The organism is Nocardioides sp. NPDC092400, assembly GCF_040684155.1.
GTDB lineage: Bacteria > Actinomycetota > Actinomycetes > Propionibacteriales > Nocardioidaceae > Nocardioides.
Map to the genome: position 1 here is coordinate 349,056 of NZ_JBFBFJ010000002.1, position 24,049 is coordinate 373,104.

22 protein-coding genes are annotated in these 24,049 nt (G+C 76.3%); 15 read left to right on the plus strand and 7 right to left on the minus strand.

What is annotated here, in order from left to right; genetic code table 11:
- The first annotated feature begins 20 nt into the window (after positions 1 to 20).
- The 7 genes from AB0N29_RS09210 to AB0N29_RS09240 are packed head-to-tail and all read left to right on the plus strand — an operon-like array spanning position 21 to position 9,762.
- Entirely contained in the window at positions 21 to 1,577 is a 1,557-nt protein-coding gene (locus AB0N29_RS09210) for an MFS transporter (protein ID WP_364866008.1), read from the plus strand.
- On the plus strand, positions 1,578 to 3,635 hold the full coding sequence (locus AB0N29_RS09215) for a molybdopterin oxidoreductase family protein (RefSeq protein ID WP_364866010.1): 2,058 nt from the start codon (positions 1,578 to 1,580) through the stop codon (positions 3,633 to 3,635).
- Positions 3,632 to 5,059, plus strand: a complete 1,428-nt coding sequence (locus AB0N29_RS09220; RefSeq protein WP_364866012.1) for an FAD-dependent oxidoreductase — start codon at positions 3,632 to 3,634, stop codon at positions 5,057 to 5,059. The genes AB0N29_RS09215 and AB0N29_RS09220 overlap by 4 nt, the downstream gene beginning before the upstream one ends.
- Positions 5,056 to 7,578, plus strand: coding sequence for a nitrite reductase large subunit NirB (gene nirB, locus AB0N29_RS09225; RefSeq protein WP_364866013.1), 2,523 nt, complete (start codon positions 5,056 to 5,058; stop codon positions 7,576 to 7,578). Before AB0N29_RS09220 ends, nirB begins: the two co-directional genes overlap by 4 nt.
- A complete protein-coding gene (gene nirD / locus AB0N29_RS09230) occupies positions 7,575 to 7,925 on the plus strand; it encodes a nitrite reductase small subunit NirD (RefSeq protein WP_302269183.1) in 351 nt (116 codons plus the stop codon). Before nirB ends, nirD begins: the two co-directional genes overlap by 4 nt.
- A gap of 35 nt (positions 7,926 to 7,960) precedes the next feature.
- Complete coding sequence (locus AB0N29_RS09235) at positions 7,961 to 9,076, plus strand: uroporphyrinogen-III synthase (RefSeq protein WP_302269184.1); 1,116 nt, start codon at positions 7,961 to 7,963, stop codon at positions 9,074 to 9,076.
- Positions 9,073 to 9,762, plus strand: a complete 690-nt coding sequence (locus AB0N29_RS09240; protein ID WP_364866016.1) for a CbiX/SirB N-terminal domain-containing protein — start codon at positions 9,073 to 9,075, stop codon at positions 9,760 to 9,762. The genes AB0N29_RS09235 and AB0N29_RS09240 overlap by 4 nt, the downstream gene beginning before the upstream one ends.
- Before the next feature lie 173 nt (positions 9,763 to 9,935).
- On the opposite strand, the gene AB0N29_RS09245 is transcribed toward AB0N29_RS09240, so the two are convergent.
- The 5 genes from AB0N29_RS09245 to AB0N29_RS09265 are packed head-to-tail and all read right to left on the minus strand — an operon-like array spanning position 9,936 to position 14,636.
- Positions 9,936 to 11,462 (minus strand): cation acetate symporter, encoded by a 1,527-nt coding sequence (locus AB0N29_RS09245; RefSeq protein WP_302269186.1) that lies wholly within the window; start codon positions 11,460 to 11,462, stop codon positions 9,936 to 9,938.
- Positions 11,459 to 11,893 (minus strand): hypothetical protein, encoded by a 435-nt coding sequence (locus tag AB0N29_RS09250; protein ID WP_302269187.1) that lies wholly within the window; start codon positions 11,891 to 11,893, stop codon positions 11,459 to 11,461. Before AB0N29_RS09250 ends, AB0N29_RS09245 begins: the two co-directional genes overlap by 4 nt.
- On the minus strand, positions 11,890 to 12,648 hold the full coding sequence (locus AB0N29_RS09255) for a LytTR family DNA-binding domain-containing protein (RefSeq protein WP_364866019.1): 759 nt from the start codon (positions 12,646 to 12,648) through the stop codon (positions 11,890 to 11,892). The genes AB0N29_RS09250 and AB0N29_RS09255 overlap by 4 nt, the downstream gene beginning before the upstream one ends.
- Positions 12,649 to 12,658: 10 nt before the next feature.
- Positions 12,659 to 13,774, minus strand: coding sequence for a histidine kinase (locus AB0N29_RS09260; protein WP_302269189.1), 1,116 nt, complete (start codon positions 13,772 to 13,774; stop codon positions 12,659 to 12,661).
- 13 nt (positions 13,775 to 13,787) lie between these two features.
- Positions 13,788 to 14,636 carry a class I SAM-dependent methyltransferase gene (locus tag AB0N29_RS09265; RefSeq protein WP_364866022.1) on the minus strand — a complete coding sequence of 283 codons (849 nt, stop codon included), beginning with the start codon at positions 14,634 to 14,636 and terminating at the stop codon, positions 13,788 to 13,790.
- Between the two features lie 35 nt (positions 14,637 to 14,671).
- On the opposite strand from AB0N29_RS09265, the gene AB0N29_RS09270 reads away from it, so the two are divergent.
- Complete coding sequence (locus tag AB0N29_RS09270) at positions 14,672 to 15,403, plus strand: oxidoreductase (protein ID WP_364866024.1); 732 nt, start codon at positions 14,672 to 14,674, stop codon at positions 15,401 to 15,403.
- Between the two features lie 262 nt (positions 15,404 to 15,665).
- On the opposite strand, the gene AB0N29_RS09275 is transcribed toward AB0N29_RS09270, so the two are convergent.
- Complete coding sequence (locus AB0N29_RS09275; RefSeq protein WP_364866026.1) at positions 15,666 to 16,463, minus strand: HAD-IB family hydrolase; 798 nt, start codon at positions 16,461 to 16,463, stop codon at positions 15,666 to 15,668.
- A gap of 124 nt (positions 16,464 to 16,587) precedes the next feature.
- On the opposite strand from AB0N29_RS09275, the gene ssd reads away from it, so the two are divergent.
- The 7 genes from ssd to AB0N29_RS09310 all read left to right on the plus strand — a co-directional run bounded on the left by ssd (position 16,588) and on the right by AB0N29_RS09310 (position 21,545).
- Entirely contained in the window at positions 16,588 to 17,661 is a 1,074-nt protein-coding gene (ssd, locus tag AB0N29_RS09280) for a septum site-determining protein Ssd (protein WP_364866028.1), read from the plus strand.
- Entirely contained in the window at positions 17,658 to 18,866 is a 1,209-nt protein-coding gene (locus tag AB0N29_RS09285) for a TadA family conjugal transfer-associated ATPase (protein WP_364866030.1), read from the plus strand. Before ssd ends, AB0N29_RS09285 begins: the two co-directional genes overlap by 4 nt.
- Positions 18,863 to 19,699 (plus strand): type II secretion system F family protein, encoded by an 837-nt coding sequence (locus AB0N29_RS09290; RefSeq protein ID WP_364866032.1) that lies wholly within the window; start codon positions 18,863 to 18,865, stop codon positions 19,697 to 19,699. The genes AB0N29_RS09285 and AB0N29_RS09290 overlap by 4 nt, the downstream gene beginning before the upstream one ends.
- Positions 19,696 to 20,418: a type II secretion system F family protein gene (locus AB0N29_RS09295; RefSeq protein WP_364866034.1), complete on the plus strand. Its 723-nt coding sequence runs from the start codon at positions 19,696 to 19,698 to the stop codon at positions 20,416 to 20,418. The genes AB0N29_RS09290 and AB0N29_RS09295 overlap by 4 nt, the downstream gene beginning before the upstream one ends.
- 139 nt (positions 20,419 to 20,557) lie before the next feature.
- Positions 20,558 to 20,800, plus strand: a complete 243-nt coding sequence (locus tag AB0N29_RS09300; protein WP_302269207.1) for a DUF4244 domain-containing protein — start codon at positions 20,558 to 20,560, stop codon at positions 20,798 to 20,800.
- A complete protein-coding gene (locus AB0N29_RS09305) occupies positions 20,800 to 21,204 on the plus strand; it encodes a TadE family type IV pilus minor pilin (protein ID WP_364866037.1) in 405 nt (134 codons plus the stop codon). Before AB0N29_RS09300 ends, AB0N29_RS09305 begins: the two co-directional genes overlap by 1 nt.
- Positions 21,201 to 21,545: an Rv3654c family TadE-like protein gene (locus AB0N29_RS09310; protein WP_364866039.1), complete on the plus strand. Its 345-nt coding sequence runs from the start codon at positions 21,201 to 21,203 to the stop codon at positions 21,543 to 21,545. The genes AB0N29_RS09305 and AB0N29_RS09310 overlap by 4 nt, the downstream gene beginning before the upstream one ends.
- Before the next feature lie 16 nt (positions 21,546 to 21,561).
- Here AB0N29_RS09310 and AB0N29_RS09315 read toward each other — a convergent pair whose 3' ends face one another.
- Positions 21,562 to 23,889 carry a DEAD/DEAH box helicase gene (locus AB0N29_RS09315; protein WP_364866041.1) on the minus strand — a complete coding sequence of 776 codons (2,328 nt, stop codon included), beginning with the start codon at positions 23,887 to 23,889 and terminating at the stop codon, positions 21,562 to 21,564.
- Between the last annotated feature and the right edge of the window lie 160 nt (positions 23,890 to 24,049).

A 24,049-nucleotide genomic window follows, 5' to 3' on the forward strand; every position in this document is an offset into this window, starting at 1 on the left:
CGGCGCCGAGGTTGGGAGCCATGACGACGACCGCACCCGCGACCGAGGTCGCTGCCGCCGCGACGCCGGCCGCCGCGCCGCCCGCCCCTCCCGCCCCTCCCGCACCGTCCGCGCCGTCCGCACCCGCGCGCCGTACCGGCCGGTGGATCGAGGACTGGCGGCCCGAGGACGCGACGTTCTGGGAGCAGACCGGCCGCGCGGTGGCCCGCCGCAACCTGGCCTGGTCGATCTTCGCCGAGCACCTGGGCTTCTCGGTGTGGCTGATCTGGAGCGTCAGCTCGGCGTTCCTGGTCTCGGCCGGCTTCGACTTCACCGCCCAGCAGCTCTTCCTGCTGGTGGCGCTGCCGAACCTGGTCGGCTCGCTGCTGCGGCTGCCCTACACCTTCGCGGTGCCGCGGTTCGGCGGGCGGAACTGGACGATGGTGAGCGCGGCGATGCTGCTGGTGCCGACGCTGCTGTTCGCCTACGCCGTGCAGGAGCCGACCACGCCGTACTGGGCCTTCTGCCTGATCGCCGCGACGGCCGGCTTCGGCGGCGGCAACTTCGCCTCCTCGATGGCCAACATCAACTTCTTCTACCCCGCCGCCCAGAAGGGCGCCGCGCTCGGCCTCAACGCGGCCGGCGGCAACCTCGGGGTCTCGCTGGTCCAGCTCCTCCTGCCCGTCCTCGTCGGCGGCGCGGGGATCTTCGGGCTGGTGCAGGCCTCCGACGGCGGCGTCCACCTGGAGCGGGCCGCCTGGGTCTACGCCGGGCTGGCGGTGGTGGCGACGTTCGCGGCGTGGCGCTGGATGGACAACCTCGGGACCGCGGTCTCCCGGCCGCGCGAGCAGCTGCGCGTCGTGCGGCACCGCCACACCTGGGTGATGGCGTTCCTCTACATCGGCACGTTCGGCTCGTTCATCGGCTACTCCGCGGCGATGCCGCTCCTGATCAAGCTCAACTTCTGGGTCCCCGGGCCCGGCGCCCTCGGCACCGGCGTCTACTTCGCCTACTACGCCTTCCTCGGCGCCCTGGTCGGCTCCGCGACCCGGCCGCTGGGCGGCTGGCTGGCCGACCGGGTCGGCGGTGCGAAGGTCACCCTCGGCGCCTTCGCCGCGATGATCGTGGGCACGCTGGCGGTGCTGTGGACGCTGACCCAGCTCAGGCCGAACCCGACGCAGGACCCGGCGATGGCGACCGACAACCGCTCCTGGTTCCCGTGGTTCCTCGCCTTCTTCCTCTGCGTCTTCGCCGCGACCGGCATCGGCAACGGCTCGACGTACAAGATGATCCCGGCGATCTGGCGCACCGAGGCCGAGCGCGCGACGACGGTGGGCACGCCCGAGCGGACCGCTGCGGTCGACGCCGCCACGAAGCAGGCCTCCGCGGCGATCGGCGTCATCGGGGCCGTCGGCGCGGTCGGCGGCTTCCTGGTCCCGCTGGCGTTCAGCTCGCCGTGGGTCGAGGACCCGATGTCGGCGACCAAGGGCGCGTTCGTCGTCTTCACGGCGTTCTACGTCGTCTGTGCCGCCGTCGTGCACGTCGTCTTCCTGCGCCGTCGCGCGGGGGAGGCCGGCGCGGTCCGGACGGCGATCTGAGTGACCACGGGCTCGACGCGGACCCACTGCCCCTACTGCAGCCTGCAGTGCGGCATGACCCTCGAACGGGTCGGCCGCACGCTGGAGGTGCGGCCCTGGCCGGAGTTCCCCGTCAACGAGGGCGCGCTGTGCCGGAAGGGCTGGACCGCGACCGGGCTGCGCGGGCACCGGGAGCGGCTGACCACGCCGCTGGTGCGCGACGCCGCGACCGGTGAGCTGCGGGCGGCCGGCTGGGACGAGGCGCTCGACCTCGTCGCCGAGCGGCTCCGGGCGGTGCAGTCCGCGCACGGCCGCGACGCCGTGGCGGCCTTCGGTGGCGGCGGGCTGACCAACGAGAAGGCCTACCAGCTCGGCAAGCTGGCGCGGGTCGCGCTCGGCACCAGCCAGGTCGACTACAACGGCCGCTGGTGCATGAGCTCGGCCGCCTCCGCGGGCAACCAGGCCCTCGGGATCGACCGGGGGCTGCCGTTCCCGCTGGCCGACGTGGAGCGGGCCGACGTCGTCGTGCTGGTCGGCTCGAACCTCGCCGAGACGATGCCCCCGGCGGCGCGGCACCTCGACCGGCTCCGCGAGCGGGGCGGGCGCGTCGTGGTGGTCGACCCGCGACGCACGCCGACCGCCGAGCGGGCCGACCTCGTCCTCCAGCCGGTGCCGGGCACGGACCTGCCGCTGGCCCTCGGCGTGCTGCACCTGCTCGACGCGGCCGGCGCCGTCGACGAGGAGTACGTCGCCACGCGGACGACCGGGTTCGACGCGGTCCGCAGGTCGGTCGCCGGCTGGTGGCCCGAGCGGGTCGAGCGGGTCACCGGCGTGCCCGCCGCGGAGCTGCGCGCGCTGGCCGACCTGCTGGCCGGCTCCCCGCGCGTGGTGGTGCTGACCGCCCGCGGGGCAGAGCAGCACAGCCAGGGCACCGCCACGGTGCTCGCCTGGCTCAACGTGGCGCTCGCCCTCGGGATGCCGGGAAAGGTCGGCGCCGGCTACGGCTGCCTCACCGGCCAGGGCAACGGCCAGGGCGGTCGCGAGCACGGCCAGAAGGCCGACCAGCTCCCGGGCTACCGGATGATCGACGACCCCGCCGCCCGGGCCCACGTCGCCGGGGTGTGGGGCGTCGACCCGGACTCGCTGCCGGGCCCCGGCCGGTCGGCGTACGAGCTGCTGGACTCCCTCGGCACCGACGAGGGCGCCCGGGCGCTGCTGGTGCTGGGCAGCAACATCGTGGTCTCCGCGCCCCACGCCACCCACGTCACCGAGCGGCTCGCCGCCCTCGACCTGCTCGTCGTCGCCGACATCGTTCTTTCCGAGACCGCGTCGCTGGCAGACGTCGTGCTGCCCGTGACCCAGTGGGCCGAGGAGACCGGCACCATGACGAACCTCGAGGGCCGGGTGGTGCTGCGCGAGCGCGCGGTCTCGCCGCCCGCGGGCGTGCGCACCGACCTCGAGCTGATGGCCGACCTGGCCGGGCGGCTCGGGTCGCCGGTGCCGTTCTCCGCCGACCCGGCCGAGGTGTTCGCCGAGCTCGGCCGGGCCTCGGCCGGCGGTCGCGCGGACTACGCCGGCATCACCCACGAGCGGATCCGGGCCGAGCACGGGGTGTTCTGGCCCTGCCCGGACGCCGACCACCCCGGGACCCCGCGGCTGTTCGCGGACCGCTTCGCCACGCCCGACGGTCGGGCGCGGTTCGTGGTGGTCGACCACGCCGGCGCCGCGGAGCAGCCGGACGCGGCGTACCCCCTCCACCTGACGACGGGGCGGGTCCTCGCGCAGTACCAGTCCGGCGCGCAGACCCGCCGCGTCCGCGACCTGCCCGACGACGGGCCCTTCGTGGAGCTGCACCCGATGCTGGCCGACCGGATCGGCGCGCGCGACGGCGAGCCGGTCGTCGTGACCACCCGGCGCGGGGAGCTCACGGCGCCGGCGCGGGTGGTCGCCACGATCCGCCCCGACACGGTGTTCGTGCCGTTCCACTGGGTCGGGGCGAACCGGCTCACCAACGACGCGCTCGACCCCTCCTCGCGGATGCCGGAGTTCAAGGCCTGTGCGGCGGCGGTGCGCGCATGAGCCGCGGGGGGACCCTCGAGCGGGTGGTCGTCGTCGGCGCCGGGATGGCGGCGGTCCGGCTGGCCGGCGACCTCGCGGGCGGCGGCGCCCACGACGTGGTGCTGCTCGGCGACGAGCCGCACGCGCCGTACAACCGGATCCTGCTCTCGGCCGTGCTGGAGGGCACCCACGACCCGGCGTCGCTCGCGCTGCCGCTGCCCGACGAGGTGGACCTGCGCACGGGCACCCGGGTCGTCGAGGTGCACCGGGCCGAGCGCGAGGTGGAGCTGGCCGACCGGACCCGGGTGGGCTACGACCGGCTCGTGCTCGCCACCGGCAGCGTGCCGACGCTGCCGCCGATCCGCGGCCTGGTCCGGGTCGACGGCCGACTCGACGACCGGGTGCACGCCTTCCGCAGCCTCGAGGACTGCCGCCGGCTCGACGCGGCCGTCCCGGCGGCGCGCCGCGCCGTCGTCGTCGGTGGCGGCCTGCTCGGCCTGCAGGTGGCCCGGGCCCTGAGCGTCCGCGGGCTGGCCACCGAGGTGGTCGAGGGCGGCGAGCACCTGCTGCGCAGCCAGGTCGGCCCGGCCGCCGGGTCCGTGCTGGCCCGCGGGCTGCGCCGCCTCGGCACCACCGTGTGCACCGGTGCGCGCGCGGTCCGGCTGACCCCCACGGGCGACACCTGCCGACTGAGCCTGGACAACGGCCACGCGCTGGAGGACCTCGACCTGGTCGTGCTCACCGCCGGCGGCCGGCCGAGCACCGCGCTCGCCCGCCGGGCCGGCCTCGCCGTACGTCGCGGGGTGGTCGTGGACGACCGCCTGCGCACCAGCGACGAGCGGGTCCACGCGATCGGCGACTGCGCCCAGCGCGGCGACCGCACGACGGGGTTCGTCGCTCCCGCCTGGGAGCAGGCCGAGGTGCTGGCCCGCCACCTGCGCGGCGAGGACCGGTCCTACGAGGGGTCGCGGGTCGTCGCCCGGCTGCGCGCCACCGACCTCGACGTCGCCGTGCTGGGCGAGCCGGAGCGGGCCGAGGGCGAGGTGGTCGAGGTGACCAACCCCGTCGTCGGCTCCCACCGCAAGCTGGTCGTGCGCGACGGGCGGATCGTGGCCGCGACCCTCGTCGGCGACCTCTCCCGCGTCGGCCTGGTCACCCAGCACTTCGACCGCGGCACCGTCCTCGGCCCCACCGAGCCGGCCGACCTGCTCCTGCCCGAGCGGCCCGCGGCCGGCGCGCCGAGCGCCGCCGCGGCCCTGCCCGACGACGCCGAGGTCTGCGCGTGCGCCGGTGTCACCGCCGGGCGCGTCCGCGCCTGCTCCTCGCTGGCCGACGTCACCGCCACCACCCGCGCCACCACCGGTTGCGGCGGCTGCGCCGCCACCGTCCGCGACCTGCTCGCCGCACGACCGTCCCTCAGCAGCATGGAAGGAACCCCCCGATGAGCCCCCACCTCCGCAAGACCCTCGTGGTCGTCGGCCACGGCATGGTCGGCCACCGCTTCGTGCAGGCGGCGATCGAGCGCGGCCTCACCGAGACCCACGACGTCGTGGTGGTCGGCGAGGAGCCGCGCCCGGCGTACGACCGCGTCGCGCTGACCTCGTTCTTCGAGGTCGGCGCCGACGCGCTGTCGTTCATGCCGGCCGGGGAGTACGACGACCCGCGGGTGCGGCTGCTGCTCGGCACGTCGGTCGTGGAGGTCGACCCGGCCGGGCGGACCGTGCGCCTCTCCGACGGCACCGCCGTCGCCTACGACGAGCTCGTGCTCGCGACCGGCGCCGCGCCGTTCGTGCCGCCGGTGCCCGGCCACGACCTGCCCGGCTGCTTCGTCTACCGCACGATCGAGGACCTCGAGGCGATTCGCGACGCGGCCGCCGGTGCGCGGACGGGTGCCGTCGTCGGGGGTGGCCTGCTCGGGCTGGAGGCCGCCAACGCGCTGCACGGCCTCGGCCTGGAGACCCACGTGGTCGAGATGGCGCCCCGGCTGATGCCGGTCCAGGTCGACGACGCCGGCGGCGCGACGCTGGCCCGCCACGTCGAGGGGCTGGGGCTGCGGCTGCACACCGGGGTCGCGACGAAGGCGGTCCTCGAGCGCGACGGCCGTGCCGCGGGGCTCGACCTCGGCGAGGCAGGCGGCAGCGTGGAGGCCGACGTCGTGGTGTTCTCCGCGGGCATCCGCCCGCGGGACGCCCTGGCCCGGGCCGCCGGGCTGGACCTGGCCGAGCGCGGGGGCGTGCTGGTCGACGAGCGGTGCCGCACCTCCGACCCGCACGTGTGGGCGGTCGGGGAGTGCGCGGCGCCGGCGGGACGGATGTACGGCCTGGTCGCGCCGGGCTACGCGATGGCCGAGGTCGTCGTCGACGCGCTGCTCGGCGGGCCGGGGGAGTTCACCGGTGCCGACATGTCCACCAAGCTCAAGCTGATGGGCGTGGACGTGGCGTCCTTCGGCGACGCGTTCGCGACCACCGCCGGTGCGCTGGAGCTGGTCCTGGCCGACGCCGTGGCCGGGCTCTACAAGAAGCTGGTCGTCTCCGAGGACGGTCGCCGGCTCCTCGGCGGGATCCTGGTCGGTGACGCGTCGGCGTACGGCGTGCTCCGCCCGATGGTCAGCTCCGGCATCGAGCTGCCCGAGAACCCCGAGGAGCTGATCCTCCCGGCCTCCCGGGGCGGCGCCGAGGTGAGCCTGCCCGACGACGCGCAAGTCTGCTCCTGCAACGACGTGAGCAAGGCCGACATCGTCGCGGCCGCCGCCTGCGAGGGCACGACGCGCGCCGGCGCCACCTGCGGCTCGTGCAAGCCGCTGGTCAAGAAGGTGGTCGAGGAGTACTACGCCGCGCAGGGCCGCACGGTCGACCGCAGCCTGTGCGAGCACTTCGCGATGACCCGCCAGGAGCTCTTCGACGTGGTCGCCGTCCACGGGTGCACCGGCTTCGACCAGGTCGTCGCCGGCCACGGCACCGGCCGCGGCTGCGACGTCTGCAAGCCCACCGTCGCCTCGATCCTCGCCTCCCAGCTCGGCCACCACGTGCTCGACGAGGGGCGCGCGGCGCTGCAGGACACCAACGACGCCTACCTGGCCAACATCCAGCGCAACGGCACCTACTCGGTCGTCCCGCGGATCCCCGGCGGCGAGATCACCCCCGAGGGGCTGATCGTGATCGGCGAGGTCGCCCGGGACTTCGGGCTCTACACCAAGATCACCGGCGGCCAGCGCATCGACCTGTTCGGCGCGCGGATGGAGGAGCTGCCGGCGATCTGGTCGCGGCTGGTCGACGCCGGCTTCGAGTCCGGCCACGCCTACGGCAAGTCGCTGCGCACGGTGAAGTCGTGCGTCGGCTCGACCTGGTGCCGGTACGGCGTGCAGGACTCGGTCCGGATGGCGATCGACCTGGAGCTGCGCTACCGCGGGCTGCGCTCGCCGCACAAGCTCAAGGGCGGCGTCAGCGGCTGCGCCCGCGAGTGCGCGGAGGCGCGCGCGAAGGACTTCGGGATCATCGCCACCGAGAAGGGCTGGAACCTCTACGTCGGCGGGAACGGCGGCGCCACCCCCGCCCACGCCCGGCTGCTGGCCGGGGACCTCGACGACGGGACGCTCGTGCGCTACCTCGACCGGTTCCTCATGTACTACGTCCGGACCGCCGACCGGCTGCAGCGCACCGCCCCGTGGATCGACTCCCTCGACGGCGGGCTCGAGCGGGTCCGCGAGGTCGTGGTCGACGACGCGCTCGGGCTCGGCTCGGAGCTCGAGGCGGCGATGGCCCGGCACGTCGACGGCTACCAGGACGAGTGGCGGGGCACCCTGGAGGACCCCGACAAGCTCGCGCGCTTCGTGTCCTTCGTCAACGCCCCGGACGTGCCCGACCCGCACATCGCGTTCCGCGCCGAGCGCGACCAGGAGGTCCCGGCGGAGCCCACCGGCCCGGTCACCCTCGGCGCGACGATCCCGGTCGGGGCGCCGCGGTGAGCGCGGGCGTCCCCACCACGGCGTACACGGTGGTGTGCGGGCTCGACCGGGTCCCGCGGGAGGGCGGGGTCTGCGCCCTGGTCGAGGGGCGGGCGGTGGCGGTCTTCCGGACCTGGGACGACGAGGTGTTCGCCCTGGACAACTACGATCCGTTCTCGCGGGCCTCGGTGCTGGCCCGTGGCATCGTCGGCACGCGCGGGGAGGTCCCGTTCGTCGCCTCGCCGATGCACAAGCAGGCCTTCGACCTGCGCACCGGGCAGTGCCTCGACGACGCGGCGGTCCGGGTACCGACGTACGACGTCGCCGTCCGCGACGGGACGGTCCTGGTGGGACCGGCCCGCCGGTGAACGGACCGGACGGGGCCGAGGAGGAGGGAGGGACCGTGGGCGAACCGCTCCCGCTGGCCGGCTACCGCATCGGCGTCACCGCCGCCCGCAAGGTCGAGGACCAGATCGGCCTGCTCGAACGGCGCGGGGCCGAGGTGGTGTGGGCGCCCGCGCTGTCGCTGGAGCCCAACCAGGTCGACGACGCCTCGCTGCGCGCGGCGACCGAGGAGGTCCTGGCGCGGCCGGTGGACATGTTCCTGGCGACCACCGGCATCGGGATGCGGACGTGGTTCGAGGCCGCGGACTCCTGGGGGCTCGGCGACGCGCTGGTCGCCGCCATCGGCAGGGCCGAGATCCTGGCGCGGGGGCCGAAGTCGGTCGGCGCGCTGCGCCGGCGCGGGCTGCGCGAGCTGTGGGCGCCGGCCTCGGAGTGCTTCGAGGACGTGCTCGAGCACCTGCGAGGCCGCTCGCTGGAGGGGTTGCGGATCGTCGTGCAGGAGCACGGCCAGTCGCTCTCCATGGTGGCCCACGCGCTGCGCCGGCAGGGCGCGGACGTCACCGTCGTCACCGTCTACCGCGTCGAGTCCGCCGAGGACCTCGAGCCGCTGTTCGGCATGATCGACCTGGTCGCCGACCGGGCGCTCCACGCGGTCACCTTCACCTCCGCGCCCGCCGTCGCCGCCCTGATGGAGGCGGCCGGCCCGACCGGCCGCCGCGACGACGTCGTCGCGGCCTTCCAGGCCGACGTGGTCGCCTCCTGCGTCGGACCGGTCACCGCCGCGGCCTTCGAGCTGTGGGGCGTCCCCACCATCCACCCCGAGCGGAACCGGCTGGCCGCGATGGTCAAGCAGCTCGAGACCGAGCTGCCCTCGCGCAGCGCCGGGGTCAGCATCGAGGTCGCCGGCCACACCCTGCTCCTGCACGGCGACGAGGTGCTGCTCGACGGCGCCGAGGTCCGGCTCTCCCCGGCGCCCTTCGCGCTGCTCCAGGCGCTCCTGGTCAATCCCGGCCACGTGGTCTCGCGGCGCGAGCTGCTCGCCGCGCTGCCCTCGGGCACCGCCGGCTCCGAGCACGCCGTCGAGATGGCGGTCGCCCGGCTGCGGGCCGCGCTGGGCACCCGGATCGTGCAGACGGTGGTCAAGCGCGGCTACCGGCTGGCGGTCACGCCGTGACCCTCCTGGTCACGGTCGCCCACGGCACGCGCACGGCCGCCGGGAACGACGTCGCCCGGGCGCTGACCACGGCGGCGGCCGAGCGGCTCGGCCTGCCCGGCGTGGCGGCGTACGTCGAGCTGGCGGAGCCGCTCCTCGCCGACGTCGCGGCCGACGCCGGCCGGCGCGGGGAGCCGGGCGTGGTCGTGCCGCTGCTGCTCTCGACCGGGATGCACGTGCGCTCCGACCTGCCCGCGATGGTGCGCGGCTCCGCGCTCCGGCTCGGCCGCCAGCTCGGCCCGCACCCGCTGCTGGTCTCCGCCATGGTCTCCCGGCTCGTCTCCGCCGGGGCCGTCCCGGGCTCCCCGGTGGTGATGGTGGCGGCCGGATCGACCGACCCGCTCGCCGTCCGCGACCTCGACCGGTCCGCCGATCTCCTCGGCCGGGCCTGGGGCGCACCGGTCCGCTGGGCCACTCTCACCGGCCTCGGCCCCCGCCCGGCCGACGTGGTGCGGCCGGGGGACGCGGTGGCGCCGTACCTGCTCGCGACCGGCTACTTCGACCGCCGCCTGCGGGACGACTGCCTCGCCGCCGGAGCCGCCGTCGTCGCCGACGTCGTCGGCCCGCACCCGCTCGTCGTGGACCTCGTCGTCGCCCGCGCCCGCGCCCTCGTCGCCGCCCGGCACTGGGAGCGACGCGCGGCCTGAGCGGTGGGCGCCTCGCCTTGCAGGAGTCACCGGTTCACCGGGGACTCCAGCACCACTCCGCGGCCTTCTCTGACGCTCCGCGGGTGTTGCGATGGCAGGGAGGCTTCAACATCCCAAGTTCACTTGGGATGTTGAAGCTTCCCTGCCTTTCCCACCACCAAGCCGCCGCACCACTACCCGCGGTCCAGGTCGAGCGCCTCGGGGGTGTGCAGCCGCACCATGAACCGGCCCGTGTGGGCGGGCACGCGGGAGCGGGTGGCCAGCGAGACGCCGACCATCGTGGCGACGGCGAGCGGCACCGACCAGGCGGCGGGCTGCTCGAGGAGCACCGACGGCCAGCCGGCGGGGGCGGCCGTGGTCAGGGTCAGCAGCACGGCCGCGCCGGAGCCGAGCCCGCCCACGGCCAGGCCCGCGACGGCGCCGGCGTCGGTGAGCCGACGCCACCAGATGCCGAGCAGCAGCAACGGGCAGAACGTCGAGGCGGCGACCGCGAACGCCAGCCCCACGGCCCGGGCCACGCCGACGTGCGGGGCGGCGAGCGCCATCAGCATCGGGACGACGACCGCCAGGACCGCGCCGAGGCGGAACGCCGTCACGCCGGCAAGCCGCCGGCCGCGGAACGGCCGGCCCGTGACGTCCTGCGAGAGCACGCCGGCGACCGCGATCGAGAGCCCCGAGGACGTCGAGAGGAACGCCGCGAACGCGCCGGCCGTCACCAGGCCGGTCAGCACCTCCCCGAGCAGCCCCGGGACCATCAGCCGCGGCAGTTCCAGCACCAGCACGTCGGAGCGGCCGGAGGCGGCCAGCTCCGCGGCGTAGGCCCGCCCGAGCGCGCCGTACACCGGCGGGAGGAGGTAGAAGACGCCGAGCAGGGCCAGCACGACGAGCGTCGTGCGGCGGGCGGCGCGGCCGTCGGGGTTGGTGTAGAAGCGGACGACCACGTGCGGCAGGCCCATGGTGCCGAGGAACGTCGCGAGGATGAGGGAGTACGTCACGTAGAGCCCCTGGCCGCCCCCGGAGGCCAGCGGGGAGGACCAGTCGCCCACCGCCGAGGACCCCGTCAGCGCGGGCGAGGCGCCGGGCCGCCCGTCGGAGAGCCAGACGACGGCGAGGACGGCGGCGGGCAGCAGGAGCGCCCAGAGCTTCAGCCAGTACTGGAAGGCCTGCACGAAGGTGATGCTGCGCATCCCGCCGGAGGTGACGTTGGCCAGCACGACGGCGCCGACGATGACCGGCCCGACCCACGTCGGCGCGCCCACCGCCGAGCGCAGGGTCAGGCCCGCCCCCTGGAACTGCGGGTAGAGGTAGAGCAGCCCGATCGCCACCACCAGCACCGAGCACACCGAGCGCACACCGGTCGACCCGAACCGCGCCTCGGCGAAGTCCGGCAGCGTGTAGGCCCCCGAGCGGCGGAGCGGGGCGGCCACCAGGACGAGCAGGACGAGGTACCCGGCGGTCCACCCGATCGGGTACCACAGCATGTCCGCGCCGAAGGTCAGCACGAGACCGGCGACGCCGAGGAAGGACGCGGCCGAGAGGTACTCCCCGCCGATCGCGCTGGCGTTGAGCCGCGGACCGACCGAGCGGGAGGCGACGAGGAAGTCGCTGGTGGTGCGCGAGAAGCGCAGGCCCCACGTCCCGATCGCGAGGGTGGCGACGGCGACCAGGGCGATCGCGACGACGCCCGGGACGCTGGTCACCCCTCGACCTCGCTCATCAGGTCCAGGAAGTCCTGCTCGTTGCGCTCCGCGCGACGCACGTAGCGCCAGCCCAGCACCACCAGGAGCGGGTACGCCGCCACGCCGAGCAGCAGCCACGGCAGCGGCGCCCCGAGCAGGTGGACGCCGGTCAGCCCCGGCCAGAGGTGGAAGGCCAGCGGCAGCGACCCGAGCGTCACCGCGAGCACCGCCAGCACCCGCACCGCCAACCACAGCTGCTCGCGCAGCAACGAGCCCATGTAGACCTCGCCCAGCCGGGTCTCGGCGTCGATGTCGCGCGTCCGCGCGGCAGGGGTGCGCCGGCGGGGCGGGCCGGTCACGCGCACCCGCTCGACCCGGACCCGCTCGGGCCGCACCCGCTCGACCCGCACCCGCTCCGGCCGGGCCGGGCGCTCGGGCGGGTGGCCGCTCATGCCCCCGACCGGCGCAGCAGGAGGTCGCGCAGCTGGCGGGTGTGCCGCCGGCTGACGCCGAGCTCGGTGCCGCCGGTGACCACGACCGAGCAGCGGCCGGCCTCCATCCGCAGCTCGGCCACGTGCCCGAGGGAGACCAGCAGCGAGCGGTGGATGCGCACGAACCCCGCCGCCGCCCACTCCTCCTCGAGCTGGGAGAGCGGGGTGCGCACGAGGTAGGAGCCGCCCGACGCCCCCTCGGCGCCGTCGGCCACGTGCAGCCGCGCGTAGTCGCCCTGCGCCTCGACGTGGCTGATCGCGACCCGGTCGACGAAGCGGGTGACCCCGCCCCGCTCGACCGCCACCTGCACGTCGTCGCGCGCCGGCGCCTGCTCCGGGACCGCCTGGCGCCCGCCGGCCGTCGCCTCGACCACGCGGCGTACCGCCTCCGCGAGCCGGTCCGCCCGCACCGGCTTGAGGACGTAGTCGACCGCCCGGACGTCGAAGGCCTCGACCGCGTGCTCCTCGTGGGCGGTGACGAAGACGATCGCCGGCGGCGTCCGGAACCGGCTGAGCACCTGGGCCAGCTCCAGCCCGGTCAGCCCCGGCATCTGCACGTCGAGGAAGACGACGTCGACGTCGACCTCCTGCAGCATCCGCAGGCCCTCCGTCGCCGAGTCGCTGGTCAGCACCTCGCGGACCCGGTCGTCCCGGGCCAGGAGCCAGGAGAGCTCGTCGAGCGCCGGCCGCTCGTCGTCGACGACCAGGGCCCTCACGGCCGGCCCCTCACGGGTGCACCCCGGGTGCGAACTTCGGCACCCGCACGACCACGCGGGTGCCGGCACCGGGCGCGGTCTCGACGACCAGCCCGTAGTCGTCGCCGAACGCGTTGCGCAGCCGCGCGTCGACGTTCCCCAGCCCGACGGAGTCCAGGGCCGCGTCACCGGCCAGCGCGCGCCGTACTCGCTCCGGGTCCTCGCCCACGCCGTCGTCCTCCACCTCGATGACGCACGCCTGCCCACGATCGTGCGCGGTGATCCGGATGTGCCCGACGCCCTCGGCCGACTCCAGGCCGTGCCGCACGGCGTTCTCGACGAGCGGCTGGACGCAGAGGAAGGGTACGGCGACCGGCAGCACCTCGGGGGCGATCCCGAGGGTCACCTGGAGCCGGTCGCCGAACCGGGCCTGCTCGAGCAGGAGGTACCGCTCGACCGACCGCAGCTCCTCGGCCAGGGTCGTGAACTCCCCGTGCCGGCGGAAGGAGTAGCGGGTGAAGTCGGCGAACTCCAGCAGCAGCTCGCGCGCCCGGTCGGGGTCGGTGCGCACGAAGCTCGCGATGGCCCCGAGGGAGTTGTAGATGAAGTGCGGGCTGATCTGGGCGCGCAGCGCCCGCACCTCCGCCTCGACCAGCCGGGTCCGCGAAGCGTCGAGCTCGGCGAGCTCGAGCTGGCCGGAGACCCACTGCGCGACCTCGTCGGTGGCGCGGGCCAGGCCGGCGGTGGGGTACGGCGCGAACGCCTGCAGCGTGCCGACGACGCGCTCCTCGACCACCAGCGTGGAGACCACCGCCGTCCGCACCGGGCAGCCCTGCTCCCGGCAGGCGAGGTCGGTGCGGTCGAAGCCGCGGGTGCCGCCGCGCTCGAGCGTGGCGGCGACCAGCGCGGGCACCTGCGGGCCGTGGTGCTGGCCGGTGCCGTCCCAGGCGAGCAGGCCGGCGGTGTCGGTGATCGCCAGCGCGGGGGTGCCCAGCAGGGCGCGCAGGTGCCGGATGCTCCGCTCGGCCGAGTCCGCGGTCAGGCCCTCGCGCAGCGCCGGGCTGGCCAGCGAGGCCGAGTGCAGGGCGCGGAACGTCGCCCGGTCGGTCTCGCTGCCGAGGTGGGTGCGGCGCCAGGCACGGACCACGGTGTCGCCCCGCTCAGCGGAAGTCGATGAGCAGCATGTCGGTGTCGGTGCCGTCCGAGATGGTGTCGGTCATCGGGTCGCGCTCGCCCTCCGGCTCCTCCTCCGCGGCACCGGCGGTCTCCTCGCGGACGACGGTCGCGCGGAAGCAGCGGGCCAGGTACGGCAGCTGCATGCCGTCCATGCCGCGCCCGAAGTCGTCGTAGAACGCCACCACCTCGGCGAGCCTGGCCTCGCGCTCGGCCTCCGGGAGGGTCGCGACGCCCGACCGGGACAGCGCGAGGTCGCGGATCGAGTGCCGGTCGACGACCTGCCAGTGCTTGAACGTCGCCTCGTCGACGAACCCGAAGAGCGGCGAGGTCACCACGGCGCCGGCCGGGTCCTCCTGCTGCTCCTGGGTGCCGAGCAGCTCCCCGAGCCGCCGCACCCAGGGGATCCGCGTGTCGGGGACGTTCCACACCAGCGCGAGCCGGCCGCCGGGGCGCAGCACGCGCGCGATCTCCGGCAGCGCCCGCTCGTGGTCGAACCAGTGGAACGCCTGGGCGCAGACGACCACGTCGATCGAGGCGTCCGGCAGCGGCAGGTCCTCGGCGGGCGCACCGGTGACCGGCACGTCGGGCAGGTCGCGCTTGAGCAGCTCGAGCAGGGCCGGGTCGGGCTCGGTGGCGTGCACGTCGTGGCCGAGGTCGGCCAGGACCTTGGTCAGCTTGCCGGTGCCGGCGCCGACCTCCAGCACGGTGCACCCGTCGGTGCCGGCAAGCCACGCGGCGGCCTCGCGCGGGTACGACGGCCGGCCGCGGTCGTAGGCGTCCGCGACGCCGCCGAAGGAGCGCCCGGGACCGTTCGCGGGGGACTGGTCTGCCATCGGGCCGAGGCTACCGGCTGCGTACCCTTCTCGCCGTGACCGCCGATCCCCTCGCCTGGCTGGTGTCCCTCGAGGGCGTGCCCTCCGCGTACGCCGCCGTCCGCGACGGCATCGACGTCATGCTCCGCGACCGCGGGCTGCGCAAGACCTCGCCGGAGACGACCGCCGAGTCGCTCCTGCGCGGAGCGCACGCGAGCGCCGTCCTCGAGGGGTCGGCCTCGACCATCGAGGAGGTCCGCGCGGGCGACGCCGACCCGATCGCGCAGGACGCGGTGCGCATCTCCACCGAGCTCCTCGGCCTCACCCCGCTGCTCTCCCGCGCCCCGCTGCAGGCCTTCGCCCGCCTGCACGCGCTGGCCGCCCGCGGCACGCTCGCCGACGACGAGCTCGGCCGCCCGCGCGACGCCGAGTCGGCCGCGCGCCTGCGCGACATCGCCTCGCTGCTGACCAGCACCACCTCGGCCCCGGCCCTCCTGGTCGCCGCGGTCGTGCACGCCGACCTGGTCTCCACCTCGCCGTTCCCCTCGCACAACGGCATCGTGGCCCGGGCCGTCGAGCGCCTCGTGCTGGTCGCCCGCGGGGTCGACGAGAAGTCGCTCGTCGTCCCGGAGGCCGGGCACCTCGCCAACCGCGCGGCGTACGAGTCGAACCTGCGCGGGTACGCCGGCGGCACCCGCAACGGCGTGCACTCCTGGCTGCTCTACGCGCCGGAGGCGTACGCCGCGGGCGCCGACGCCAGCCCCCTGCGCGACGGCACGTCCGGCTGAGGACCCCGGACATGCAGGTGGCACCCGGGCCCTGACTTCGACTCGAGTGCCACCGCTGACACGTTGACCATGGCTACCAGGCGTGCATCTCTACTGCTGCCGCGGAAGTCTTCCGAGTGCCAGCGCCCTGAAAAAGGGTGGATCGCCGCGTGGGTACCTCGGTCCCCGTGTACGTCTGTGGAGTTCTGCCCTCCGTTGTACGCCGGTCCGCGAGGACGATCAACCCTTGACTTCCGGGGCGCGGAGTGGGTGAGCAGGCCGCTCAGGCGCCTTCGCGTCGTCGGCGGGCGCTGGCCCACAGGACGCCGCCGACGGCGGCGATCCCACCGACGGCGAGCGCGGCGATGGTGGGGCCGGCCGGGGGCAGCGGCACCCGGCTGCGCAGCGCGACCGGCTTGACGAAGACCAGCACCGGCCAGCCGTTCGTCGTCGCCACCTTGCGCAGGTCACGGTCGGGATTGACGGCGTAGGGGTGCCCGACCGCCTCGAGCATCGGGACGTCGGTGATCGAGTCGCTGTAGGCGTAGCACTCGTCGAGGTCGTAGCCGCGCTCCTCGGCGAGCTGGCGGACCGCGTTCGCCTTCTCCTCGGCGTAGGCGTAGTACTCGATCTCGCCGGTGTAGCGGCCCTCGACGATCTCCAGGCGCGTGGCGACGACGTGGTCCGCGCCGAGCATCTCGCCGATCGGCTCGACGACCTCGCTGCCGGAGGTCGACACGATGACGACGTCGCGCCCGGCGAGACGGTGCTCCTCGATGAGCGAGACGGCCTCGTCGTAGACCAGCGGGTCGACCACGTGGTGCAGGGTGTCGCCGACGATCTCGCGGACCGTCGCGACGTCCCAGCCGCCGACGAGCTGGGAGAGGAACAGCCGCAGCTTCTCCATCTGGTCGTGGTCGGCGCCGCCGACGAGGTAGACGAACTGCGCGTACGCCGAGCGCAGGACCGCCCGCCGGGAGATCAGGCCGCCCGCCTGGAAGGGCTTGCTGAAGGCCAGCGTGCTCGACTTGGCGATGATGGTCTTGTCGAGGTCGAAGAAGGCCGCGGTCGGGCGGGACATGCCGCCATCGTAGGGCGCGGGGTGCAGCCCGGCAGGCGTCCACAGCAACCCGCGGAGTGGGGTTGTCCACAACGCCTCGCCGGCCGAGCCGGGGGCGACGGCGCCCCCGGGAACGGTTCCGGACATGCCTGCACCCCAGACCCCCGCCCCGCTGCTGGTCACCAGCGACCCCGCCCTGCTCGACGACCTGCGTCGCCTCGCCGCCGCGGCCGGCATCGAGGCCGAGGTCGCGCCCGACGCGGTCGCCGCGCTGCGCCGCTGGACCGCCCCACCGCTGGTGCTGGTCGGCGCCGACGTCGCCGGCGACCTCGCCCACCTCGGACCGGCGCGCCGCCCCGGCGTCCACCTGGTCACCTGGGGCCCGCCGGGCGAGGACGTCTACCGCGACGCGGTCGCGCTGGGCGTCGAGTCGGTGCTCGGCCTGCCCGGGGCGGAGGCCCGGCTCACCGAGGCGCTGACCGACCTCGGAGAGGGCGGGCCCGCGCCGGGTGTCGTGCTCGGGACGGTCGGCGGGTCCGGGGGCGCCGGAGCCACGACGTTCGCCTGCGCCCTCGGGCAGGTCGCGGCGAGGACGGGCCGGGCCGTGGTCGTCGACGCCGACCCGCTGGGGCCCGGGGTCGACCGGGTGCTCGGGCTGGAGGGGTGCGAGGGCTTCCGCTGGGACGCCCTGTGCCGCACGAGCGGCCGGCTCGGCGGGCGTGCGCTGCGCGAGGCGCTGCCCCGGCGGGGCGGGCTGGGGGCGCTCGGCTGGTACGCCGGCTCGACCGACCCGCTGCAGCCCGGCGCCCTCCGCGAGGTCCTCTCCGCGGCCCGGCGGGGCCACGACACCGTCGTCGTCGACCTGCCGCGCTCGGTCGACGCCATGACGGGGTCGGCCGGTGACGAGGTGCTCGCGCGCTGCGACCAGGTGCTCCTCGTGGTCCGCCCCACCGTGGCCGGGGTGTCCTCGGCGGCGCGGCTGTGCGCCCGGCTGCCCGACCGGGACCGGGTGCGGCTGGTCGTCCGCGGCCGGGGCCTCGAGCCGGGCGAGGTCGCGCGCGTCTGCGGAGCCCCCGTCGTGGCCGCGATGGCCGACCAGCGCGGCCTCGCGGAGTCGATCGACCTCGGCCTGGGACCGGTGCGCTCACCGCGCTGCCACCTCGGCCGCGCCGCCGAGGCGGTCCTCGCCCGGCTGGCCGTCCTCGGGGTGGCGGCGTGAGCCGGGCGGTCCTGCCCGGGGACGCCGTCCGTCCCGCGGCGGAGGGGGTGGGAGCGGACGTCGTCGACGCGGTGCGCGAGCGGCTCGCCCGGACGCCCGGCGACCTCACGCCGCACCGGGTGGCCGAGGCCCTCCGGGCCGCCGGCCGGCCCGTCGGCGACGCGACGGTGCTGGCGGTCCACGACGCGCTGCGCCGCGACGTCCTGGGCGCCGGACCGCTCGAGACGCTGCTGCGCCTGCCCGGCGTGACCGACGTCCTCGTCAACGGCCCCGACGCGGTGTACGTCGACCGCGGCGACGGCCTGGAGCGGACCGACGTGCGCTTCCCCGACGATGCGGCGGTGCGGCGGCTGGCGCAGCGCCTGGCCGGCCTCGGCGGACGGCGCCTGGACGACGCCGTGCCCCACGTCGACCTGCGGCTGGGCGACGGCACGCGCCTGCACGCCGTGCTGGCCCCGGTGGCCCGGCCGGGCACCACCGTCTCGCTGCGTGTGCCGCACGCGCGCACCTTCACCCTCGACGAGCTCGTCGCTGCCGGGACGCTCACCAGCGAGTCGGCCCGGCTGGTGCGGGCCGTCGTCGACGCCCGGCTCGCCTTCCTGGTCACCGGCGGCACCGGGACCGGCAAGACCACCCTGCTCGCGGCGCTCCTCGCCCTGGTCGACCCCACCGAGCGCCTGGTGGTCGTCGAGGACTCCTCCGAGCTGCGACCCGACCACCCCCACGTCGTCGGGCTCGAGGCACGGCCGGCCAACCTCGAGGGGGCCGGTGAGGTCGCCCTCCGCACCCTGGTGCGTCAGGCGCTGCGGATGCGCCCGGACCGGATCGTGGTCGGCGAGGTGCGCGGGGGCGAGGTCGTCGAGCTCCTGGCGGCGATGAACACCGGTCACGACGGCGGCTGCGGCACGCTGCACGCCAACTCCGCCGTCGACGTCGCCGCGCGGGTCGAGGCGCTCGCGCTCGCCGGCGGGCTCGACCGGGCCGCCGCGCACAGCCAGCTGGCCTCCGCCCTCGACGTGGTGCTGCACCTGGTCCGGCCGAGGGACGGCCGGCGCCGGCTGGCCCAGGTCGCGGTCACGCGGCGGCTGGCCGACGGCACGGTCGACCTGGTGCCGGCGGTCGAGGTCACCTCCGAGGGAGCGGTGCGGGCGGGTCCCGGCGCCGACCGGCTCGAGGACCTGCTCGACCGCCGGAGCGGGTCGTGACCGGTGCCGCCGTCGGGCTCGACGGCGCGGTGGTCGCCGCGGTCGCGGCTCTCGCCGCCGGGTCGGCGGTCCTCCTCCTCGTGCCGCCCGTGCCCCGGCTCGACCCCGCCGCCACCAGTGCCGCCACCGGTGCCGGCACCGCGGCCCACCGGGCCCTGCCGCTCGGCCTGACCGCGCCGCTCGCGGCGGGGCTGCTGCTCCTGGGCGCCGGGCCGGCGACCACCGCGCTGGCCGTGGTCGCCGTCCTCGCCGTCCTGGCCGGGCGCTCGCTGCTGACCACGCGACGCCGGCGGCGGGAGGTGCTCGCGACGGGCGAGCACGTGCTGGAGACCTGCGAGCAGCTGGCCTCGGAGCTGGCGTCCGGGCAGCCCCCGGGCGCGGCCCTCGACCGGGCGGCGGTCACCTGGCCCCCGCTGGGCCCGGTCGCCTCGGCGTTCCGGATGGGCGCCGACGTGCCGTCGGCGCTGCGGGCCGCCGGGGACCGGCCGGGCGCGGCCGACCTCCGGCTCGTCGCCGCCGCCTGGCAGGTGGCCTCGCGGACCGGGCAGGGGCTCGCCGACGCGGTCGACCGGGTCGCCGCCGACCTGCGGGCCGCGCAGTCCACCCGGCGGATCGTCCGCGGCGAGCTGGCCTCGGCCCGGGCCACCGCGCGGCTCGTCGGCTGCCTGCCGGTGCTCGCGCTGCTGATGGGCTCGGGCGCCGGGGGAGACCCGTGGGGCTTCCTCCTCGGGCACCCCGTCGGCCTGGCCTGCCTCGCCGCCGGGCTCGCGCTGGGCTGGGCGGGCCTGGCCTGGATCGAGGCCATCGCGCGTGACGTGGATGCCTCGACATGACGCCCACGGTCGCGCTCGCCGTGCTGGCCGCCGCCCTCGCCGCGGCGGTGCTGCTGCCCGGACGCGAACGGCTCCCCGCCGCTGCCGAGGTCCCCTCCGCGCCGGTCGCCGACGTCGGCTGGATGCGGCGCCGGCGGCTGCCCCTCGCGGTGCTCGCCGGCGTGGGCGCCCACCTCCTCCTCGGCGGGCCGGCCGGGCCCCTGGCCGGCCTGGTGGTCGCGGTCGTGGCGTGGGGGGTGCTCGGCCGGTCCGAGCCGCCGGAGGTTCGCCGCCGCCGGGCCGCCGTCCGCAGGGACCTGCCCCACGTGGTGACGCTCCTCGGGGCAGCGGTGCGGGCCGGGGCGGCGCCGGCCGAGGCGGTCGAGCTCGTGTGCCGAGCCCTGCCCGGACCCGCCGCCGACCGGCTCGCCCCGGCGGTCAGCCGGCTCGCGCTCGGCGTCGACCCCGGCACGGTCTGGGCCGGGCTCGGCGGCGACCCCGAGCTGGCGCCCCTCGGACGGGCGCTGGCCCGCGCCCACACCACGGGCGCCCCGGTCGTGGCGACCGTCGAGCGGCTCGCCGACGAGCTGGCGGCCCGCGCCCGGGCGGAGGTCGAGGACCGGGCACGCACGGTGGGGGTGCGGGCGGCCGTGCCGCTCGGCATCTGCCTGCTCCCGGCGTTCCTGCTCGTCGGGATCGTCCCGCTCGTCGCCGGCCTGCTCACCGAGCTCACCCGGTGAGCAGCCGGTTGCTCTCCACAGCGGCGGCCCCGGCCGGCCGCTCCACACCCGCCGCCCGGCGGGCCGCGCACCGACCGTCCCGACGACCAGGCTCGTCCGCACCCGGCCACGACCGTGGCCCGTTCCCGAGGAGCAACCCGTGACCCGCACGACCACGACCCGCAGGACCCGCACGACCACCACGCCCGCCACGCCCCGCACCCGTCCCGCCCGGTCCCGGCGGCGGCGGGAGGACGGCATCACGACCGCCGAGTACGCCGTCGGCACCGCGGCCGGCGCCGGCCTGGCGGGCCTGCTCTACAAGATGCTCAGCGGTGGCTTCGGCAACCAGCTGCTGACCACCCTGTTCGACCACGTGCTCGGCCTGCTCGGCATCGGCTGATGCGCCGCACCGACCGCGAGGGACGCGAGGGACGTAGGGGACGCGGGCGACGGGGCGAGCGCGGCATGGCCACCGCCGAGCTCGCGATGGTGCTGCCGCTCCTCGTCGCGGTGACCGCCGGCCTGGTCTGGCTGCTCGCGGTCGGTGCGGCCCAGGTCCGCGTCGTCGACGCGGCCCGTGAGACGGCCCGCGCCGCCGCGCGCGGTGACGACGACGCGAGCGCGGTCGCCCGCGGGCAGCGGGTCGCGCCGCCCGGCAGCAGCGTCACCCTCGGCCGGTCCGGGGGCGAGGTCGTGGCTGAGGCGTCCGGCCGCGTCCGGGGCCCGGGCGGGCTCTTCGACTTCCTGCCCGCCGTCCGGGTCAGCGCGACGGCCCACGCCCTCGACGAGGCGGCCGGCCCGTGACGCGGCGACCGGGGGAGCGCGGCTCGGCCACGCTCTTCGCCGTGGGCTGCCTCGCGCTGCTGCTCCTCCTCGGCTCGGCCCTCGGCGTCGTCGCCGCGATGGTCCGCGCCCACCGGACGGCCCAGGCCGCGGCCGACCTCGCCGCCCTGGCCGGCGCGACCACCGTCGGGGACGGCGACCCGTGCGCGGCGGCCGCGGGGATCGCGGAGCGCAACGGGGCGAGGGTCCTGGACTGCGCGGTCCGGGGCCGGGAGGTCCGCGTGGTCTCCGAGGCTCCCGGGCCGCGCTGGCTGGGACAGGTGGCCGACCTCAGCGCGGAGGCCCGCGCCGGCCCCGGCTGATCGCGCGGTCCGCGGGTCAGTGCCCGCCGAGGAGCACGTCGAGGAGCGCCGCGGCGCCGAGCTTGTCGAGGGGGTTGTTCTGGTTGCCGCACTTCGGCGACTGGATGCAGGAGGGGCAGCCCACGTCGCAGGCGCAGGAGCGGATGGCGTCGCGGGTGGCGGTCAGCCACTCCCGGGCTGCACCGAAGCCGCGCTCGGCGAACCCCGCGCCGCCGGGGTGCCCGTCGTACACGAACACGGTGAGCATGCCGGTGTCGGCGTGCAGCGCGGTCGAGACGCCGCCGATGTCCCAGCGGTCGCAGGTCGCGAACAGCGGCAGCAGGCCGATCGAGCAGTGCTCGGCCGCGTGGGCGGCCCCGGGCAGGTCCTGCCGGGTGAGGCCGGCCTCCTCGAGGGCGTGGTCCGGGACGGTCCACCAGACGGCGGCCGTGCGCAGGGAGCGGACCGGCAGGTCGAGCGGCTCCTCGCTCATGACCTCCCCGCTCGGCTGGCGCCGCTTGAGGAACGACACGACCTGGTGGGAGACGTCGACCTCGCCGAACGAGAGCCGGCAGTCGCCCCAGGTGCGGGACTCGCGCTCCCCGACGACGGTGATCTCGGTGACCTCCCGGGCGGTGGTGGAGTACGGCACCTCCGTCCGGTCGACGACGGCCACGTGCTCCTCGAGGTCTAGGTCGGCGACGAGGTAGGTCTCGCCGCGGTGGACGTAGACGGCGCCCGCGTGGGCCGTGCCGTGGGCGCTCGAGGCGTCGACCGTGCCGACCACGCGGCCGGTGCCGCCCTCCACCAGCTGCACCGGCCGACCGCCGGCGGAGCGGATGTCGGCGAGGTCGGCCGCGCGCCGCCGGTCGGTCCAGAACCATCCGCGCGGGCGCCTGCGCAGCAGCCCCGCGGTGGTGAGCTGGTCGACCACGGCCGGTGCGGTCGGGCCGAAGAGCTCCAGCTCCTCGGCCGTCAGCGGGATCTCCTGCGCGGCGGCGCACAGGTGGGGGCCGAGCACGTAGGGGTTGCCCGGGTCGAACACGGTGGCCTCCACCGGCCGACCGAGCAGCGCCTCGGGGTGGTGGACGAGGTAGGTGTCCAGCGGGTCGTCACGGGCGACGAGCACGCCGAGCGCGTCCTGCGCCCCGCGGCCGGCCCGGCCGACCTGCTGCCACAGCGCCGCCCGCGTCCCGGGGAAGCCGGCCATGAGGACCGCGTCCAGACCGCTCACGTCGATGCCGAGCTCGAGGGCGTTGGTGGCCGCCATCCCGGTGATGTCGCCGCGCCGCAGCGACTCCTCGAGGGCGCGGCGCTCCTCGGGCAGGTAGCCGCCGCGGTACGACGCGACGCGGCCCGGCAGCGAGGGGTCCACGTCGGCCAGGAGGTCGGCCGCGGTCATCGCCACCTGCTCGGCCCCCCGCCGGGACCGGACGAAGGCCAGGGTCCGGACGTCCTCGACGACCAGGTCGGCGAGCAGGTCCGCGGTCTCCGAGGAGGCCGCGCGGCGGACCGGGGCGCCGTTCTCCCCGGTGTAGGAGGTGAAGGGCGGCTCCCACAGCGCCAGGGACAGCCGGCCCCGTGGCGAGGCGTCGCCGGTCACGGCCAGCACGTCGAGGCCGGTGAGCCGGCCGGCGGCGACCTCCGGGTCGGCGACGGTGGCCGAGGCCAGCACGAACGTCGGCGTCGCGCCGTACGACGCGCAGATCCGCCGCAGCCGGCGCAGCACGTGGGAGACGTGTGCCCCGAAGACCCCGCGGTAGTGGTGGCACTCGTCGACAACGACGTACTGCAGGGAGCCGAGGAACTGCGCCCACCGCTGGTGCCCGGGCAGCAGCGAGCGGTGCAGCATGTCGGGGTTGGTCAGGACGTACTCGGCGTGGTCGCGCGCCCAGTCGCGCTGGTCGCGGCCGCTGTCGCCGTCGTGGGTGGTCACCCGGACGTCGAGCCCGAGCCCCGAGATCCCGGCGAGCTGGTCCTGGGCGAGGGCCTTGGTCGGGGCGAGGTAGAGCACCGTCGCCCCCCGCTGGCCGCGGCGACCCCGGCCGGACAGCACCGCGGAGAGCGCCGGCAGCTGGTAGGCCAGCGACTTGCCGGAGGCGGTGCTGGTGGCCAGCACGACGTGCTGCCCGGCGTGTGCGGCGTCCGCCGCGACGGCCTGGTGCTGCCAGGGCAGGTCGACGCCGCGGGCGCGGAAGGCGTCGACGACGGCCGGCTCGGCCCACTCCGGCCACTCGGCGGTCACGGCCGGTCGCGACGGGAGGGTCTCGAGGTGGGTCAGCCGGCCCTCGCGGCCGGGCACGGAGGAGAGTCGCGCGACCAGGTCGGCCACGGCGGGCCGGTGCTGCTGGGCGGTCGACGTCACTGGTCCAGTGTCCCAGGGACCGGGGACAGTGCCGACGAGGCAGCACCCCGGGCGGCACCCCACAGCCTTCTTTACTGTCTTTGTGCACCGTGCGGGTCGGCGTGGTTTCATAGTGCAGGCCGAGTGTCGGGACCGCATGCCCACCCCGTACTCTCGGCAC

Bases quoted from the DNA above. Each gene is read 5' to 3' on its own strand.
- AB0N29_RS09210 (WP_364866008.1), top strand. From the start codon at position 21: ATGACGACGACCGCACCCGCGACCGAGGTCGCTGCCGCCGCGACGCCG.
- AB0N29_RS09220 (WP_364866012.1), top strand. From the start codon at position 3,632: ATGAGCCGCGGGGGGACCCTCGAGCGGGTGGTCGTCGTCGGCGCCGGG.
- nirB (WP_364866013.1), top strand. From the start codon at position 5,056: ATGAGCCCCCACCTCCGCAAGACCCTCGTGGTCGTCGGCCACGGCATG.
- AB0N29_RS09250 (WP_302269187.1), bottom strand. From the start codon at position 11,893: ATGAGCGGCCACCCGCCCGAGCGCCCGGCCCGGCCGGAGCGGGTGCGG.
- AB0N29_RS09265 (WP_364866022.1), bottom strand. From the start codon at position 14,636: ATGGCAGACCAGTCCCCCGCGAACGGTCCCGGGCGCTCCTTCGGCGGC.
- AB0N29_RS09275 (WP_364866026.1), bottom strand. From the start codon at position 16,463: ATGTCCCGCCCGACCGCGGCCTTCTTCGACCTCGACAAGACCATCATC.
- ssd (WP_364866028.1), top strand. From the start codon at position 16,588: ATGCCTGCACCCCAGACCCCCGCCCCGCTGCTGGTCACCAGCGACCCC.
- AB0N29_RS09295 (WP_364866034.1), top strand. From the start codon at position 19,696: ATGACGCCCACGGTCGCGCTCGCCGTGCTGGCCGCCGCCCTCGCCGCG.
- AB0N29_RS09305 (WP_364866037.1), top strand. From the start codon at position 20,800: ATGCGCCGCACCGACCGCGAGGGACGCGAGGGACGTAGGGGACGCGGG.